We start from the raw sequence: 16,378 nt of genomic DNA, 5'->3' as shown, positions 1-16,378 counted from the left end.
CCCCATGAGCAAGAACCCGCAGGATGCCGTCATCGTCTCCACCGCCCGCACGCCCATTGGCAAGGCCTACCGCGGCGCGTTCAACGACACCGAGGCCCCCGTACTGGGCGGCCATGTCATCCGCGCGGCGCTGGCCAAGGCGGGCGTGGATGGCAAGGACGTGGACGACGTCATCCTGGGCATTGCCGCGCAGCAGGGCTCACAGGGCTACAACCTGGGGCGCCTGTGCACCTACACGGCGGGCCTGCCCGAGAGCGTGGGCGGCATGGCCATAGACCGCATGTGCGCCTCGGGCCTGGTGAGCATTGCCACGGCCGCCAAGGGCATCATGACGGGTGAGATGAACATTGCCGTGGCCGGTGGCCTGGAGTCCATCTCGCTGGTGCAGAACAAGCACAAGAACGGCTACCGCGCGCAGTCCAAGGCGGTACTCGCCGCCATGCCCACGGCCTATATCCAGATGATTGAGACGGCCGAGATCGTGAGCCGGCGCTACAACGTCTCGCGCGCCGCACAGGACGAATACTCGCTGCAAAGCCAGCAGCGCGTGGCCGCCGCGCAGGCCGCCGGGCTGTTTGCCGACGAGATCGTGCCCCTCGCTACAGCCAAGCTGCTGTTCGACAAGGAAGGCAACGAAACCGGCCGCGAGGAGGTCACGCTGGCCCAGGACGAGGGCAACCGCGCCAGCACCACGCTGGAGAGCCTGGCCGCGCTCAAGCCCGTGTGGAAGAACGGCCAGTGGGTGGCCCAGGGCGAGTTCATCACCGCGGGCAATGCCTCGCAGCTCTCCGACGGCGCCAGCGCCAGCGTGCTCATGAGCCGCGCCGAGGCCGAGAGCCGGGGCCTGACCCCGCTGGGCACCTACCGGGGCCTGGCCGTGGCGGGCTGCGGCGCCGACGAAATGGGCATTGGCCCGGTATTCGCCATCCCCAAGCTGCTGGCACGCCACGGCCTGACCGTGGGCGACATCGGCCTGTGGGAGATCAACGAGGCCTTTGCCTGCCAGGTGCTGTACAGCCGCGACACACTGGGCATTCCCGATGACCGCCTGAACGTCAACGGCGGCGCGATCTCGATTGGCCACCCCTTCGGCATGTCGGGTGCGCGCCTGGTGGGCCATGCGCTGCTGGAGGGCCGCCGCCGTGGTGTGCGCTACGCCGTAGTCAGCATGTGCATTGGCGGAGGCATGGGGGCCGCAGGGCTATTTGAACTGGTGTAAACCATCATTCCTGCCTCGCGGTGCGAGTGTTGACCACCCGTTAGACTTGCGCCTCCCTATCGCTTGCCACCATCCGCCCATGCCCGACCTTCCACCGTCCACCGGCACTGCGAGCAGTTCCATCACCCTGGACAGGTTCAGCCAGATTCTGGACAAGCTCTACGAGGCAGCCCTCAATCCTGATGGCTGGGAGGGCTGCCTGGAGTCCATTCGGCATGAACTGCAGGGCAACTATGTCTCGTTGATCGTGCGCACCGTGACGGCCGAGGACACGGGGCTGATCGTCTCGGTGAGCGAGGGACGGCGTGCGCTGGAGCTCAACACGCCCAACCTGAGCGTGAGCCCCTTCACCGGCGTGCAGCCCGACCGCCTGGTGACCAACGCTGATGTGATTTCCGATGCCGAGTGGCGCGCCTCCGCCTACTACCGCGACTGGTGTGCTCCGCACGATGTCTACCACGTCATGGCAGCAGACATAGGCACCCGCGAAGGAGAGGTCTATGGCTTTCGCGTCACCCGGGGCGAGCAGGCTCCGCCCTTCTCGGCAGCCGACAAGGATCTGGGGCGGCGCCTGATACCGCACATCAAGCGCGCACTCAACCTGCACCAGTCGATCCACCAGGACCGCAAGGTGCTTTCGCTGTACAGCCGGGCGATGGCGCAGCTGCTCGTGGGCGTGGTGGTGCTGGACAAGGATTGCAACGTCATCGAGTGCAATCCGGCGGCCAAGTCCATCCTGGACATGCAGGACGGCCTGCGCGTGGCGGGCCACCAGCTCGAAGCCACCTACGCCAACGACAACCGCAAGCTGCAGCGCATGGTGAAGGATGCCCTGAGCCACAACGCAGGCACAAAAATAGCATTGACCGAGGCCTTGTCCATCAGCCGCCCCTCGGGCCAACTGGCCTGGGGCGTGGTGGTGCAAAGCATCTCGCCCGACCAGTGGACCGAGGGCAAGCAGCGCCCGGCGGTGGCCGTTTTTGTGCGCGACTCCGAAAGCAAGACCCAGCCGCCAGTGAAGCTGGCGCAGCAGCTGTTCCAGCTCACGCCGGCCGAGACCATGCTGGCCATACAGCTGGCCAACGGCATGTCGCTCGAAGAAGCGGCCGAGGCCTTGAACATCCGTCGCAACACGGCACGCGCGCACTTGCGCTCCATTTTTTCCAAGACCGGGGTGCGCCGCCAGATGGAGCTGGTGCGCATCTTCCTCAACAGCGTGGCCTGGCTGGGCACCAAGGAATGACATCCCGGGGTAGCCCCCCGGGCAGGCAGCTCACACCATGCGCCCGGCGTGGTGTCCGGTGTGCATGGCCCCTTCGATGTAACCCAGCGCGGCACTATCACCCAGGCGTTGCACCGGCACGCTGGTCAGCGCCTGCAGCCGCTCGGCCACGCCGGCATCGGGCTCGGCCCCCAGGGCCAGCACCACGGAATCGGCCTCGCTGCGCTGCTCCTGACCTTTCCTGTCCAGCCACAGCACCTGCCTGCGTTCTATGCGCTGCACCTGCGCCTGCAGATGCAGCTGGCCATGGGCCTGCACCGCCTCGACCACGCGCCAGCGGCGCACGATGGGCAGCTCCGATCCCGGGTGCGTGCCAGGTTCGAGCACCGTAACCTGGCGCCCGCGTGCCAGCAGGAATTCCGCCAGTTCCAGCCCCACCAGGCCGCCGCCAATCACCACCACTCGCTTGCCCAAGGGCATCCAGAGTTTCGACAGGTTTTGCAGCGCAGCCGCACTGTCAGTCACGCCTAGCATGCCCCCGGCCTTGAATAGCGCACGCTCGGCCAGGCCGAGCTTGGCGCGGGCGATCTCGTCGGCGCCGTCGCCGGTCATCAGGCGGCGCAGCTCGTCGCCGCTCCAGACATGGTTTTGCTGCGCACCCTCGATGGCGGGCGCAGCACGCCTGGCACCCGTGGCAACCAGGATTTCGTCGGGTTGCAAGCGGGCCAGCAGTGCTGCGTCCACCGTGGTGCTGAGCAGCACTTCGATGCGCGGGTGCTGCATCTGGCGTACCAGGTAATCGAGCAGGCGGCCGTTTTCCGGGTAGGCCAGGCCGGCAAAGAACAGCGTGCCACCCAAGCGGTCGCTGCGCTCGGCCAGCGTCACGCGATGACCGCGCAGCATGGCCACGCGCGCCGCCTCCATGCCCGCAGGCCCGCCGCCCACCACCAGCAGATGCCTGGGCTTTTGCACCGGAATGATGGCCGCCTCATGCTCATGGCCAGCCTGTGCGTTCACCGCGCATTTGATACCCCGGTTGACAAAGATCTCGCTCACGCAGGCGTAGCAGTAGATGCAGGGGCGAATGCCCTGCGGCTGGTTGGCCAGCAGCTTGTTGGGCAACTCGGGGTCGGCCAACAGCTTGCGCCCCATGGCGATGAAATCGGCCTCGCCAGCCGCTATTGCCTCAGCACCCGCCTCGGGCTCCACGCGCCCGGCGACGATGATGGGCAGGCGCACCACGCGCTTGAAGGCATTGGCGTATTCAAGGTAAGCGCCACTTCGCTGCGGAATGGGCGCGTCGGTGAAGTCGCTGCCGCAGGTCAGGCGCGCATAGGCCGAAACACTGATGGCATCCACCCCCAGCTGCTCGCACAGGCGTGCCGTCTGCAGCGCCTCTTCGAGCACGATGCCGCCGGGGGTGTGCATCTCCTGCGCGTCCAGGCGCACCCAGACGGGATAGTCGGGGCCCACGCGGCGGCGCACCTCGGTCAGCACCTCGCGCAGCAGGCGCGAGCGGTTCTCGTAGCTGCCGCCATACATGTCAGTGCGCTGATTGAAGTAGGGCGAGAGAAAACCGGCAATGATGTAGTTGTGCGCGCAATGCACCTCCACGGCGTCAAAGCCCGCCTGCTGCGCGCGCACGGCGGCGGCGGCATACCACTCGATCATTTGTGCAATGTCGGCCTCGTCCATCACGCGGTAGCGGTCAGGGTGGGGGCCTACGCCGACGAAGGTCGAGATTTCCTGGGGCGTGATGGTGCGCATCGCCGCAATGGGCGGCAGCTCCGGCGGCACCGAAGGCACCCACATCTCGCGCCCGTGCGCACGGTCATTGGCGGCCACCCTGCCGCTGTGGTTGATCTGGATGGCCACCTTGGCGCCATGCTGGCGCACACGGTGCACCACGGCAGCCAGGGTGGGGATGAATTCATCCTTGGAGATACCCAGCTGGTGCGGCTCGCTGGTACCGCTGGGCCAGGAGACTGCCGTCGTGCCCAGAATGACCAGGCCTGCACCGCCGCGCGCGCGTGCCTCGTAATAGGCCTGGGTACGCTCGGTGGCGTGACCATCAAGGCCCCCGAAGTTCTCGCCCATGGGCGCCAGGGCGATGCGGTTGCGCAATTCCAGCGTGCCAATGCGGCCGGGCTGGAGCAAGGGGGCGTAGGGGTTGGCCATATGAAGTTCTTCGGTTCGAGTGACAGTTACGCTGATTGTGGGTGAACCCCTGGGCGCAACATCGTCCATTTGGACGCATCCGCCTCCCGTCCTTTGGGCCACAGTTACCGCCAATTTGCCTCCTTTATCGAAAGAAAGCTGAAGATGAAAATCCTCGTCCCCGTGAAACGCGTGGTGGACTACAACGTGAAGGTCCGCGTGAAATCGGACGGCACGGGCGTAGACATCGCCAACGTGAAGATGAGCATGAACCCCTTTGACGAAATCGCCGTCGAAGAGGCGGTGCGCCTGAAGGAAAAGGGCGTGGCCACCGAGGTCATCGCCGTCTCCTGCGGCGTGGCCCAATGCCAGGAAACCCTGCGCACCGCCATGGCCATCGGCGCCGACCGCGGCATCCTGGTGGAGACGACGGAAGAACTGCAGCCCCTGGCCGTGGCCAAGCTGCTCAAGGCCCTGGTGGACAAAGAGCAACCCGGCCTCATCATCCTGGGCAAGCAGGCCATCGACGACGACGCCAACCAGACCGGCCAGATGCTTGCCGCCCTGGCCGACCTGCCCCAGGCCACCTTCGCCAACAAGGTCGAAGTGGCCGGCGATAAGGTCAACGTCACGCGCGAAGTCGACGGCGGCCTGGAAACCCTGCAGCTGACCACCCCGGCCGTGATCACCACCGACCTGCGCCTGAACGAGCCGCGCTACGTCACGCTGCCCAACATCATGAAGGCCAAGAAGAAGCCGCTGGAGACCGTCAAGCCCGAGGACCTGGGCGTGGACGTGGCCCCGCGCCTGAAGACCCTGAAGGTGGCCGAGCCCCCGAAGCGCGGCGCCGGCATCAAGGTGCCCGACGTGGCTACGCTGGTGGCCAAACTCAGGAACGAAGCCAAGGTCATCTAAGGCAGAAGGAGAACACAACATGACCGCACTCGTCATTGCAGAACACGACAACGCCAGCCTCAAGGCGGCCACCCTGAACACCGTCACCGCCGCCGCCGCCTGCGGCGCCGAGGTGCATGTGCTGGTGGCCGGTGAAGGCGCACAAGCCGCCGCAGCCGCCGCCGCCCAGATCGCCGGCGTCGCCAAGGTCCTGCACGCCGACGGCGCCGCCCTGAAGGACGGCCTGGCGGAAAACCTCGCCGCCCAGGTTCTCGCCATCGCAGCCAACTACAGCCACCTCCTGTTCCCCGCCACCGCCGGCGGCAAGAACGTGGCCCCGCGCGTGGCCGCCAAGCTCGACGTGGCGCAGATCAGCGACATCACCAAGGTGGTGAGCCCCGACAGCTTCGAGCGCCCGATCTACGCCGGCAACGCGATTGCCACCGTGCAATCGAGCGACGCCGTGAAGGTCATCACCGTGCGCGGCACGGGCTTTGACGCCGCGCCCGCCACCGGCGGCAGCGCCGCCGTGGAGAGTGTGGCCGCCGTCGCCGACAGCGGCAAGAGCGGCTTCGTGGGCCGCGAGGTCACCAAGAACGACCGCCCCGAGCTGACGGCCGCCAAGATCATCGTCAGCGGTGGCCGGGCGCTGGGCAGCAGCGAGAAGTTCAACGAGGTCATGACCCCGCTGGCCGACAAGCTGGGCGCGGCCATCGGCGCATCGCGCGCGGCGGTGGACGCGGGCTACGCCCCGAACGACCTGCAGGTGGGGCAGACGGGCAAGATCGTCGCGCCGCAGCTGTACATCGCCTGCGGCATCTCCGGGGCCATCCAGCACCTGGCGGGCATGAAGGACAGCAAGGTCATCGTGGCCATCAACAAGGACCCCGAGGCGCCGATCTTCAGCGTGGCCGACTATGGGCTGGAGGCGGATCTGTTCCAGGCGGTGCCGGAGCTGGTCAAGGCGCTCTGAGCATGTGGACCGCGGCCAGGCTTGTTGCTGACTCACCAGCCATGTGTACTCGCCCCGTATCTTCGTGATGAACAAGGCCATATTCGACAAGCTTCCGGCAGCCGACAAGCAAAGCCTTCAACCTAGAAACGGAAGTTGACCGCTTGCCAGCCAGTGCCGTTTCTAGGAGGCTGTCGGGCTTGGAGCGCCGAAAGCGAAAATCGGCCCCAGCGAGACCAGTTTTTGCCGGATTTGCAGCCCAATAGCCGAGCTATTGGGCAAAAAGACGGTGGAAAATGGGCCGCTGCGGTCGATTTGCAGCCGGTGATTTCCAAGTCCGACAGCCTCCTAGGTTCAACTCAATTACACCCGGAGCCGGTGGCTGCACACTTCGGCCTGATCATGGTGGTGAACCTGTTTGCGGCCTGCACGGTGGCGTGCATCACGCTGGAGCTCAGCGTCGGCCACCTGCTGCCCTTCGTGTGCGTGATTCCGGCCTGCCAGATGGTCATCACCTACGTGCCGCAGCTGTCGCTGTTCCTGCGTGACTTGGTGTATGCCAGGTAGCGCGAGCCCAAGCGGCGCTCAGCCTGGCACCCTGTGGTACCAGGCGCAGCCATCCTCGCCCAGCGTCACCGTCACCTCGCCGCACGCCACCAGGTAGTTGAGGTGGGCCATGCTCTCGCCCGTGGCCAGGCTCAGCAGTTGGTGCTGGGCCTCGGTGATCGGGCGCGCAAACAGCGCACCGAACACATCCACCGCGCGCCGGGGCTGCTCCAGGTGGGCGCGCAGGCGCTCCAGCCCGCGGTGCACGCCCTCGCGCAGCGCCCGGATGCGCGCGTGCAGGCCGCGAAACGGCTGGTTGTGCGCCGGCAGCACCAGCACGTCGTCCGGCACCTGCTGCTGCAGCTTGTCCAGCGAGGCCAGCCAGTCGGCCAGCGGGTTGGCATCGGGCTCCGCGGGAAACACCGAGACATTCGACGAAATGCCCGGCAACACCTGATCGCCGGAAATCAGGAGCTTGTGTGCGGGGCAGTACAGGCAGGCATGCTCGGGAGAATGGCCTGTGCCCACCACCACGCGCCAGGCCTGCCCGCCTATTTCGATATCCTCGCCGTCGCGCAGGCGCCGGTAGCTGTCGGGCAGCGCGTAGATCATCTTGCCAAAGCCGCCAAAGCGCGTGCGGTAGGTCTCTATCGCTTCCTCGCTCCAGCCGGCGCGCCGGTAGAAGCGGATCGCGTCCTCGGGCGCCTCGCGGCCGGTGTCGGCGCCCAGGGCGCGGCAGGTCAGGTATTCCAGCCGGCTGATCCACAGGCGGCAGTCGAACTTGCGCGTGAGCCAGCCGGCCATGCCGACATGGTCCGGGTGCATGTGGGTGACGAAGATGCGCGTCACCCCCTGCGGCAACACCGTGGCAAACAGCTGGCGCCACGCGTCTGCCGTGTCGGTGGCCCAGATGCCGGTGTCCACCAGCGCCCAGCCCGCGCCGTCACGTATCGCCCACAGGTTGATGTGGTCAAGCGCAAACGGAATGGGCATGCGTATCCAGCACACGCCCGGAGCGACCTCCTTGACGCTGCCCGCCACGGGCGCCTGACCACAGGGAAAAACCAGGCCAGATTTGTCGGCCGCTGCATCCTCGGTTCTTGGTTCTGTCATTGCCATCCTTTTTATTGCATCTGCAGATTATCGGAAAACGCCGCGGCGCATCGCCCGGCGCGCTGCGGGATGTAGAATTTGCGGCTGTCAGGAGAGAGCCAGCACCCAAACGCCGGCCGCCGAAGGCGCAGGCCCGCAGCCAAAACGCTCAGGCAAAAGGACTGACGACACGCCCGCAGCAGTTGCGGGCGTTTCCTTGCTGGAGAGAGGTACCCAAGTCCGCCTTGGGTACCCACCGAAGGAGCAAACCCGCATCGCCGGGTGAATCTCTCAGGTAAAGAGGACAGCAGGGCAAACACCGTGGCTTCGGCCATGGCCCGTATTTGCCCTGGAGAAACGCCTTGTCCGCTACCGAACTCTTGACCACTCCCCTGAACGCCCTGCACATCGAGCTGGGCGCCCGCATGGTGCCCTTTGCCGGCTACTCCATGCCCGTGCAGTACAAGAGCGGCCTGATGGCCGAGCACCTGCACACACGCACGCAGGCCGGCCTGTTCGACGTCTCGCACATGGGCCAGTTGCAGCTCATCGGGCCGGACGCCGCAGCCGCGCTGGAGTCGCTGATGCCGGTGGACGTGATCGACCTGCCCGTGGGCAGGCAGCGCTACGGCCTGCTGCTCAATGACGAGGGCGGCGTGATCGATGACCTGATGTTCTTCAACCAGGGCAACGACACGCTGTTCCTGATCGTCAACGGCGCCTGCAAGGTGGGCGACATCGCCCATATACAGGCACGCATCGGCGGCCGCTGCCAGGTCATGACCATGCCAACCCAGGGCCTGCTGGCCCTGCAAGGCCCCCAGGCCGTGACGGCCCTCTCGCGCCTGGTGCCGGGCGTGGAAAAGCTGGTGTTCATGAGCGGCGGCAGCTTCGACTGGAACGGCGCCGCGCTGTTCATCACGCGCAGCGGCTATACCGGTGAGGACGGCTTTGAAATCTCCGTGCCCGGCGACAGGGCCGAGGCCCTGGCGCGCGCCCTGCTGGCCCAGCCCGAGGTGGCCCCGATTGGCCTGGGCGCGCGCAACTCGCTGCGCCTGGAGGCCGGCCTGTGCCTGTATGGCAACGACATCGACACCCGCACCACCCCGCCCGAGGCGGCACTCAACTGGGCCATCCAGAAGGTGCGCCGCACCGGCGGCGCACGCGCCGGCGGCTTTCCGGGCGCGGACCTGGTGCTGGCCCAGATTGACGACCCGGCCAGCCTCACGCGCAAGCGCGTAGGCCTGGTGGCGCTGGAACGCGTGCCGGTGCGCGAGCACACCGAGCTGCACAGCCTGGATGGCCAGAAGGTGGGCCAGGTCACCAGCGGCCTGCTGGGCCCCAGCGTGGACAAGCCGATTGCCCTGGGCTACCTGCCGCCGCAGCTGGCCGCGGTCGGCACGCGCGTGAACGCCATGGTGCGCGGCAAGGCCGTGCCCATGGAGGTGGCGCCCACCCCCTTCCTGCCGCCGCGCTATTACCGGGGCTGAAAGGGGCTGACTTCCCCTGATTTCTGCCGTGCCCAGGGCGGCTACAGTGCGCCCTGGGTCTTTCTCGCAACTTTTTTTCTTCTTTTTCGGAGACTTTCATGAGCATCAAATTTTCCAAAGACCACGAATGGGTCAACGCTGCCGACGCCAATGGCGCCGTGGTCGGCATCACCGTGCATGCGCAGGACGCTTTAGGCGACGTGGTCTTCGTGGATCTGCCCGAAATCGGCAAGAGCTTTGCCCAGGGGGACGTAGCCGGCGTGGTCGAATCGGTGAAGGCCGCCGCCGACGTGTACATGCCCGTCTCGGGCGAGATCGTGGAGGTCAACGAGGCCCTGCGCGACGACCCGTCGCTGGCCAACAGCGACCCGCTGGCCGCCGGCTGGTTCTTCAAGGTGAAGCTGTCCAACCCCGGCGAACTGGATGCGCTGATGGACGAGGCCGCCTACAACGCCTTTGCCGCCAGCGCCTGAGGTGCATTGAGCGTTGTTGCGTAGTCCACGCCAAACGCTCAACGCCCAATAAAAAGATAGCTGCTCGCGCTTACCCAGAGCGGCTTTCGATGTCATTTTATCTAAAGACCCATGAACGCCGCCCCTTCCCTGTCCGCTCTGGAAAACGCCACCGAATTCCTGCCCCGCCATATCGGCATTGATGCCCAAGACGAGGCGCTGATGCTGTCCGTGATCGGCGAGGCCTCGCGCCGCTCGCTGGTCGACTCCATCGTGCCGCGTTCCATCGCCCGCGCCACGCCCATGGATCTGCCTGCGGCCTGCACCGAGGCCGCCGCGCTGGCCGAATTGAAGGCCATCGCCAGCAAGAACCAGGTGAAGAAGAGCTTCATCGGCCAGGGCTACTACGGCACGCACACGCCGGGCGTCATCCTGCGCAACATCCTGGAGAACCCCGCCTGGTACACCGCCTACACGCCCTACCAGGCGGAGATCAGCCAAGGCCGCATGGAGGCGCTGGTCAACTTCCAGACCATGGTCACCGACCTCACCGGCATGGACATCGCCAACGCCTCGATGCTGGACGAAGCCACCGCCGCCGCCGAGGCCATGACGCTGGCCAAGCGCTCGGTCAAGGCCAAGGGCAATACCTTCATCGTCAGCGGCGAATGCCACCCGCAGACCATCGAGGTCATTGAAACACGCGCGGCGCCGCTGGGTTTCACCGTGAAGATCGTTCGCTCGGCCGAGGAATGGACCGCCGCGATCAACGGCGACGACTACTTTGCCGCCATCAACCAATACCCCGGCTCCAGTGGCTGGCTGGCCGACTGGCAGGCCAGCAGCGAGGCCATCCACGCCAAGGGCGCGGCCCTGATCCTGGCCGCCGACCTGCTGGCGCTCACGCTGCTCAAGTCGCCCGGCGAGATGGGCGCCGACATCGTGGTCGGCACCACCCAGCGCTTTGGCATGCCCATGGGCGCGGGCGGCCCGCACGCGGGCTACATGGCCTGCCGCGACGCGTTCAAGCGCAGCCTGCCTGGCCGCCTGGTGGGGGTCAGCGTGGACGCGCACGGCCAGCCGGCCTACCGCCTGGCGCTGCAGACGCGCGAGCAGCACATCCGCCGCGAAAAGGCCACCTCCAACATCTGCACCGCGCAGGTGCTGCCCGCCGTGATCGCCAGCATGTATGCCGTGTACCACGGCCCCGAGGGCCTCGCGCGCATCGCCCAGCGCGTGGCGCGCCTGGCGGCCATCCTGGCGGCGGGCCTGAAGCAGCTGGGCCTGCCCCCGCTGCACGCCACGGCCTTTGACACCCTCACGGTGGACATGGGCAGTCCCGCCGCCGCACAGGCCGTGTTGCAGCGCGCCCTGCAGGCCGGCGCCAACCTGCGCCTCTTGCGCACCCAATGCGTGGCCATGTCGCTGGACGAAACCAGCACCCGCGCGGACCTCGCCCTGCTGTGGAGCGCCTTTGCGCCGAACGCCGCCCAGCCCAGCGTTGAAGCCCTGGAGTCCACGGCCGCCAGCCTGATCCCGGCGGGCCTGGCGCGTACCAGCAGTTTCCTCACGCACCCGGTGTTCAACACGCACCACAGCGAGACCAGCATGCTGCGCTACATCCGCCAGCTGTCCGACAAGGATCTGGCGCTGGACCGCACCATGATCCCGCTGGGCAGCTGCACCATGAAGCTCAACGCCACCAGCGAGATGATCCCCATCACCTGGCCGGAATTTGCCCACATCCACCCCTTCGCCCCGGCCGACCAGCTGGCGGGCTACGCCGAGCTCGACCAGCTCCTGCAGCGCTGGCTGTGCCAGGCCACGGGCTACGCCGGCGTGAGCCTGCAGCCCAACGCGGGCAGCCAGGGCGAATACGCGGGCCTCTTGGCGATCAAGGCCTACCACGAGGCCCAGGGCCATGGGCACCGCAATATCTGCCTGATTCCGTCCAGCGCCCATGGCACGAACCCGGCCAGCGCGCAGATGGTGGGCATGCAGGTGGTGGTCACCAAGTGCGATGAAAACGGCAACGTGGACATGTCCGACCTGTACGCCAAGTGCGAGCAGCACAGCCAGGACCTGGCCTGCGTGATGATCACCTACCCCAGCACGCACGGCGTGTTCGAGACCCAGGTCAAGGAGCTGTGCCAGATCGTGCACCAGCACGGCGGGCGCGTGTACGTGGACGGCGCCAACATGAACGCCCTGGTGGGCGTGGCCGCGCCGGGCGAATTCGGCGGCGACGTGAGCCACCTGAACCTGCACAAGACCTTCTGCATCCCGCACGGTGGCGGCGGCCCGGGCGTGGGCCCGGTGTGCGTGGTGGAGGACCTGGTACCCTACCTTCCGGGCCATGCCACGGTCGGAATCGCTAGCAAAGTAGGAGCTGTAAGCGCAGCCCCCTTGGGCAATGCAGCCGTTCTGCCCATTAGCTGGATGTATATCCGCATGATGGGCGCGGAGGGCCTGACCGCGGCCACCGAAGCCGCCATCCTGAGCGCCAACTACATCAGCGTGCGCCTGAAGGACCACTACCCGACGCTGTACGCATCGGCCAACGGCCATGTGGCGCACGAGTGCATCCTGGACCTGCGCCAATTGAAGGAAACCAGCGGCGTGATGGCCGAGGACGTGGCCAAGCGCCTGATCGACTACGGCTTCCACGCGCCCACCCTGAGCTTCCCCGTGGCCAACACGCTGATGGTCGAGCCCACCGAGAGCGAGACCCTGGCCGAGATCGACCGCTTCATCGCCGCGATGATCGCCATCCGCGAAGAGATCCGCCAGATCGAGAACGGCCACTGGCCGCAGGACGACAACCCGCTGAAGAACGCCCCGCACACGGCCACCAGCCTGCTCCAGTCCGACTGGAGCCACCCCTACACGCGCGAGGCCGCCGCCTACCCCGTGGCCAGCCTGCGCAGGACCAAGTACTGGGCCCCCGTGGGCCGCGTGGACAACGTCTACGGCGACCGCAATCTGTTCTGCTCCTGCGTGCCGCTGTCTGATCTCGATTGATCTAAGCCCGTTAGCTCACCACACAAAGGCCCTACCATCGGGCCTTTGTTTTTTGGAAGAACTCATGCGCTCCACCCTGGCCCTGCTCGCCGCCCTGCTCATCGCCCCCGCCGCCCTGGCACAGGCCGCCCCCGTCACCACGGCCAGCGGCGTGCTCTACGAATCCCTGCACGATGGCACCGGCACAAGCCCCAAGCCCGGCGACACGATCAAGGTGCATTACCGCGGCATCGCCGAGGATGGCAAGGAGGTCGACAGCTCCTACACCCGCGGGGAGCCGGCCGTCTTCCCGCTCAACCGCGTCATTCCCTGCTGGCGCGAGGGCTTGCAACTCATGAAGGAGGGCGGCAAGGCCAAACTCACCTGCCCGCCCGCAACCACCTACGGCATGCGCGGCGCCAGCGCCCTGATTCCCGCCAATAAGACGCTGCAGTTTGAAATCGAACTGCTGTCGGTACGCTGAGCCTTCAGCCACCGCGGCCATGGATCAGCCCGACCTGTCTTTCCTCCTGCGCGCTGCGGAGCAGCCGCCGCAAGCGCCCGCCTCTGCGCCGCCGCAGGCGGACATGCCCGAGCGCCGCGGACATGGGCGCGCCAGCGGCTCCATGGCCGAACTCATTGCCGAGTTGCGCGCCTCGCAGGCCGAGCTGGAGGCGCAAAACAAGGTGCTGCGCTACAGCCAGGCGGCGGCGGAAAGTGCCTCCGAACGCTTCGAGGCGCTGTTTTCCAACGTGCCCCTGTCGCTCATGGTGCTGGACGAGCACGACATGGTGGTGCAGGCCAACTCCATGGCGCAGCGCTCGTTCCAGCCCCTGGAGGATGACCGCCCCTTGATCGCGCTGATGCCCTTCGTCGGGGCCGAGCACGCGGCGCGCGTGCGCGCCGCCTTTGCGACGGCACGGGAGCACGGCAGGGCCGAAGCCACCGAGGTGGTGTTTCACATCGACGAGCAGCGGCAGATCACCGGCGACCTGCACATCGCGCACATCGAATCACACACCGACAACGACGCGCCGCTCACGCAGTTTCTCTGCGCCGTGATCGACCAGGGCCCGCTGCTGGCCGAGCGCCAGGCGCTGCAGCGCAGCGCCGAGGAGCTGCAGGAGCGCAACGCGCAGCTGCATGCCGGCGAGCGCCGCCTGGAGGCGGTGATCAACTCGGCCCTGGACGCCATCATCTGCGTGGATCAGCACGAGCGCATCACCGTCTTCAACCCCACGGCCGCCATGCTGTTCCAATGCGCGCCCCGAGACGCCCTGGACAGTCCTCTGAGCCGTTTTTTGCCCGCCGCCCAGCAGGTGCTGGCCTTTGCCCAGCTGACCACCCAGGCCGCACTGGGCGAGATGACGGCCCTCACGGCGAGCGGCCGCGAGTTGGCCGTAGAGGTCAGCGTGTCCTTCGAGCGCCACACCGGGGGCGAGACCACCACCGTATTCGCGCGCGACCTCACCGGCAGGAAGCGCGAGGAGGCGCGCCGCAGCGCACTGGAGGCGCAGCTGCGCGAATCGCACAAGATGCAGGCCGTGGGCACCATGGCCGGCGGCATCGCGCACGACTTCAACAACATCCTGCACGCCATCCTGGGCAACGTCGAGCTGGCCAAGGCCGACTGCAAGCCCGGCACGCCCTTGCATGAAAGCCTGCTGGAGATCGACAAGGCCGGCCGGCGCGCGCGCGACCTGGTGCGCCAGATCCTCACCTTCAGCCGCAACGAGGCGCCCAGGCGCGCCGCGGTCACGCTGGCCGAGGTGGCGCATGACACGGAGCGCCTGCTGCGCGTCACGCTGCCGCCAGAGATCGAGCTGAGCATGCACCTGCCCGCCGATCTGCCCCCGGTGCTGGCCGATGCCACGCAGGTGGAGCAGGCGCTCCTGAACCTGTGCACCAACGCCGTGCACGCCATAGGCGCGCAGCGCGGGCGCATCGACGTGGACGCGGCCCTGGTGCAGCCCGAGCAGCACCTGCGCGAAAGCCTGGGCCTGGCAGCCGGCGACTATGTCGCGCTGCGCGTGCAGGACAACGGCCCGGGCATGGACGAGGCCACGCTGCCGCGCATCTTCGAGCCCTTCTTCACCACCAAGCCGGTGGGCCAGGGCACGGGCCTGGGCCTGGCCGTGGTGCATGGCGTGATGCGCACGCATGGCGGCGGCATCGACGTGCACAGTGCGCCGGGCCGGGGCAGCAGCTTCACGCTCTACTTCCCCGTGGCCACGCCAACATCTGGCGACATGGCGGCGCCCGCCGCTGCCACACCGCCCGCCCCCCCGGCACCACCGCCCGCGGCGGGTGCGCGCCAGCGCCATGTGATGTACGTGGACGACGACGCGGCCCTGGTGTTCCTGGTGCAGCGCCTGCTGCGCCGCCGGGGCTACGTGGTCAGCGGCTTCACCGACCCGCACGAGGCCACGCAGGCGCTGCGCGCCGCGCCCGAGCGCTACGACCTGCTGGTCACCGACTACAACATGCCCGGCTACTCCGGCCTGGACCTGCTGCGCGCGGCGCGCGCCATCTGCTCCGACCTGCCGGTGGCCCTGGCCTCGGGCTATGTCACCACCGAGATTGAGCAGGCGGCCCTGGCCGAGGGCGCACGCGCGCTGATCCACAAGCCCAACGACGTGGAGGAGCTGTGCGCCACCGTGGACCGCCTGGCCCATGAGCGCTGACGTCGACTGCCTGCATGCCGACGACACGCTGCTGGTGCTGCGCAAGCCGTCCGGCCTGCTGTGCGTGCCCGGGCGCGGGCCGACCAAGCAGGATGCCCTGAGCGCGCGCGCCCAGGCCCTGTGGCCCGACGCCCTGATCGTGCACCGGCTGGACCAGCCCACCTCGGGCCTGGTGCTCATGGCGCGGGGCATGCAGATGCAGCGCGCACTCGGCCATGCCTTTGCCGAGCGCCGCGTGCACAAGCGCTACCAGGCCGTAGTGGCGGGCCGCCTGCAAGCGCCCCCCGGCAGCGGCGCTGACGGCTGGAGCGAGATCTCCCTGCCCATCGCCGCCGACTGGGAGCGCCGCCCGCTGCGCGTAATCGATACCGCGCGCGGCCAGCCCAGCCTCACGCGCTGGCGCGTGCTGGCGCACAACCCAGTGGATGACTCCACGCGCGTGGAACTCGAACCCGTCACCGGCCGCACGCACCAGCTGCGCGTGCATCTGGCGGCCCTGGGCCACCCCATACTCGGCGACATGCTGTATGGCGACGCCGCCGCGCAGGCGCGCGCACCGCGCCTGCTGCTGCATGCCTGCGGGCTCGGGTTTGCGCACCCGCTGCGCGGCGACTGGTGCAGTTACATGTCGGAGCCGCCGTTTTGACAACCGGCCGTTCTGGGCGGCTAC

Annotated in this window: 12 protein-coding genes, 1 pseudogene and 2 riboswitches; of the genes and pseudogenes, 11 read left to right on the top strand and 2 right to left on the bottom strand. The window is 67.5% G+C overall.

The window, feature by feature from the left end:
- Positions 1-4: 4 nt before the first annotated feature.
- Together P7644_RS08425 and P7644_RS08420 are read left to right on the top strand one after the other, a co-directional pair.
- Positions 5-1,219 carry an acetyl-CoA C-acyltransferase gene (locus P7644_RS08425; protein WP_404302764.1) on the top strand — a complete coding sequence of 405 codons (1,215 nt, stop codon included), beginning with the start codon at positions 5-7 and terminating at the stop codon, positions 1,217-1,219.
- 79 nt (positions 1,220-1,298) lie between these two features.
- Positions 1,299-2,462: a helix-turn-helix transcriptional regulator gene (locus P7644_RS08420; RefSeq protein WP_404302763.1), complete on the top strand. Its 1,164-nt coding sequence runs from the start codon at positions 1,299-1,301 to the stop codon at positions 2,460-2,462.
- 30 nt (positions 2,463-2,492) lie between these two features.
- Here the strand turns inward: P7644_RS08420 and P7644_RS08415 are convergent, their stop codons facing one another.
- Entirely contained in the window at positions 2,493-4,619 is a 2,127-nt protein-coding gene (locus P7644_RS08415) for an FAD-dependent oxidoreductase (RefSeq protein ID WP_404302762.1), read from the bottom strand.
- A gap of 144 nt (positions 4,620-4,763) precedes the next feature.
- Here P7644_RS08415 and P7644_RS08410 point away from each other — a divergent pair, with 144 nt between their 5' ends.
- From P7644_RS08410 to P7644_RS08400, 3 genes and pseudogenes are all read left to right on the top strand, one after another.
- Entirely contained in the window at positions 4,764-5,513 is a 750-nt protein-coding gene (locus P7644_RS08410; protein ID WP_404300454.1) for an electron transfer flavoprotein subunit beta/FixA family protein, read from the top strand.
- Positions 5,514-5,532: 19 nt separating this feature from the next.
- Positions 5,533-6,465 (top strand): electron transfer flavoprotein subunit alpha/FixB family protein, encoded by a 933-nt coding sequence (locus P7644_RS08405; protein WP_404302665.1) that lies wholly within the window; start codon positions 5,533-5,535, stop codon positions 6,463-6,465.
- A gap of 279 nt (positions 6,466-6,744) precedes the next feature.
- Positions 6,745-7,011 (top strand): annotated as a pseudogene (locus P7644_RS08400) (C4-dicarboxylate ABC transporter permease); the annotation flags it as partial.
- An 18-nt stretch (positions 7,012-7,029) separates the two neighbouring features.
- Here the strand turns inward: P7644_RS08400 and P7644_RS08395 are convergent.
- Positions 7,030-8,109, bottom strand: coding sequence for an MBL fold metallo-hydrolase (locus P7644_RS08395; RefSeq protein ID WP_404302761.1), 1,080 nt, complete (start codon positions 8,107-8,109; stop codon positions 7,030-7,032).
- A 72-nt stretch (positions 8,110-8,181) separates the two neighbouring features.
- Positions 8,182-8,277: riboswitch (glycine riboswitch) on the top strand.
- A 15-nt stretch (positions 8,278-8,292) separates the two neighbouring features.
- Positions 8,293-8,400: riboswitch (glycine riboswitch) on the top strand.
- A 44-nt stretch (positions 8,401-8,444) separates the two neighbouring features.
- On the opposite strand from P7644_RS08395, the gene gcvT reads away from it, so the two are divergent.
- The 6 genes from gcvT to P7644_RS08365 all read left to right on the top strand — a co-directional run bounded on the left by gcvT (position 8,445) and on the right by P7644_RS08365 (position 16,354).
- On the top strand, positions 8,445-9,572 hold the full coding sequence (gcvT, locus tag P7644_RS08390) for a glycine cleavage system aminomethyltransferase GcvT (protein WP_404302759.1): 1,128 nt from the start codon (positions 8,445-8,447) through the stop codon (positions 9,570-9,572).
- Positions 9,573-9,670: 98 nt separating this feature from the next.
- Positions 9,671-10,045 (top strand): glycine cleavage system protein GcvH, encoded by a 375-nt coding sequence (gene gcvH / locus P7644_RS08385; RefSeq protein WP_404302758.1) that lies wholly within the window; start codon positions 9,671-9,673, stop codon positions 10,043-10,045.
- A gap of 111 nt (positions 10,046-10,156) precedes the next feature.
- A complete protein-coding gene (gene gcvP, locus P7644_RS08380; protein WP_404302757.1) occupies positions 10,157-13,045 on the top strand; it encodes an aminomethyl-transferring glycine dehydrogenase in 2,889 nt (962 codons plus the stop codon).
- 64 nt (positions 13,046-13,109) lie between these two features.
- Positions 13,110-13,508 carry an FKBP-type peptidyl-prolyl cis-trans isomerase gene (locus tag P7644_RS08375; RefSeq protein WP_404302756.1) on the top strand — a complete coding sequence of 133 codons (399 nt, stop codon included), beginning with the start codon at positions 13,110-13,112 and terminating at the stop codon, positions 13,506-13,508.
- 19 nt (positions 13,509-13,527) lie between these two features.
- Entirely contained in the window at positions 13,528-15,708 is a 2,181-nt protein-coding gene (locus tag P7644_RS08370) for an ATP-binding protein (RefSeq protein ID WP_404302755.1), read from the top strand.
- Complete coding sequence (locus P7644_RS08365; protein WP_404302754.1) at positions 15,698-16,354, top strand: RluA family pseudouridine synthase; 657 nt, start codon at positions 15,698-15,700, stop codon at positions 16,352-16,354. The genes P7644_RS08370 and P7644_RS08365 overlap by 11 nt, the downstream gene beginning before the upstream one ends.
- Positions 16,355-16,378: the final 24 nt, after the last annotated feature.

The organism is Alicycliphilus denitrificans (genome assembly GCF_044792555.1).
GTDB classification, from domain to species: domain Bacteria; phylum Pseudomonadota; class Gammaproteobacteria; order Burkholderiales; family Burkholderiaceae_C; genus Alicycliphilus; species Alicycliphilus denitrificans_A.
This window is presented reverse-complemented; position numbering and strand designations above follow the sequence as displayed.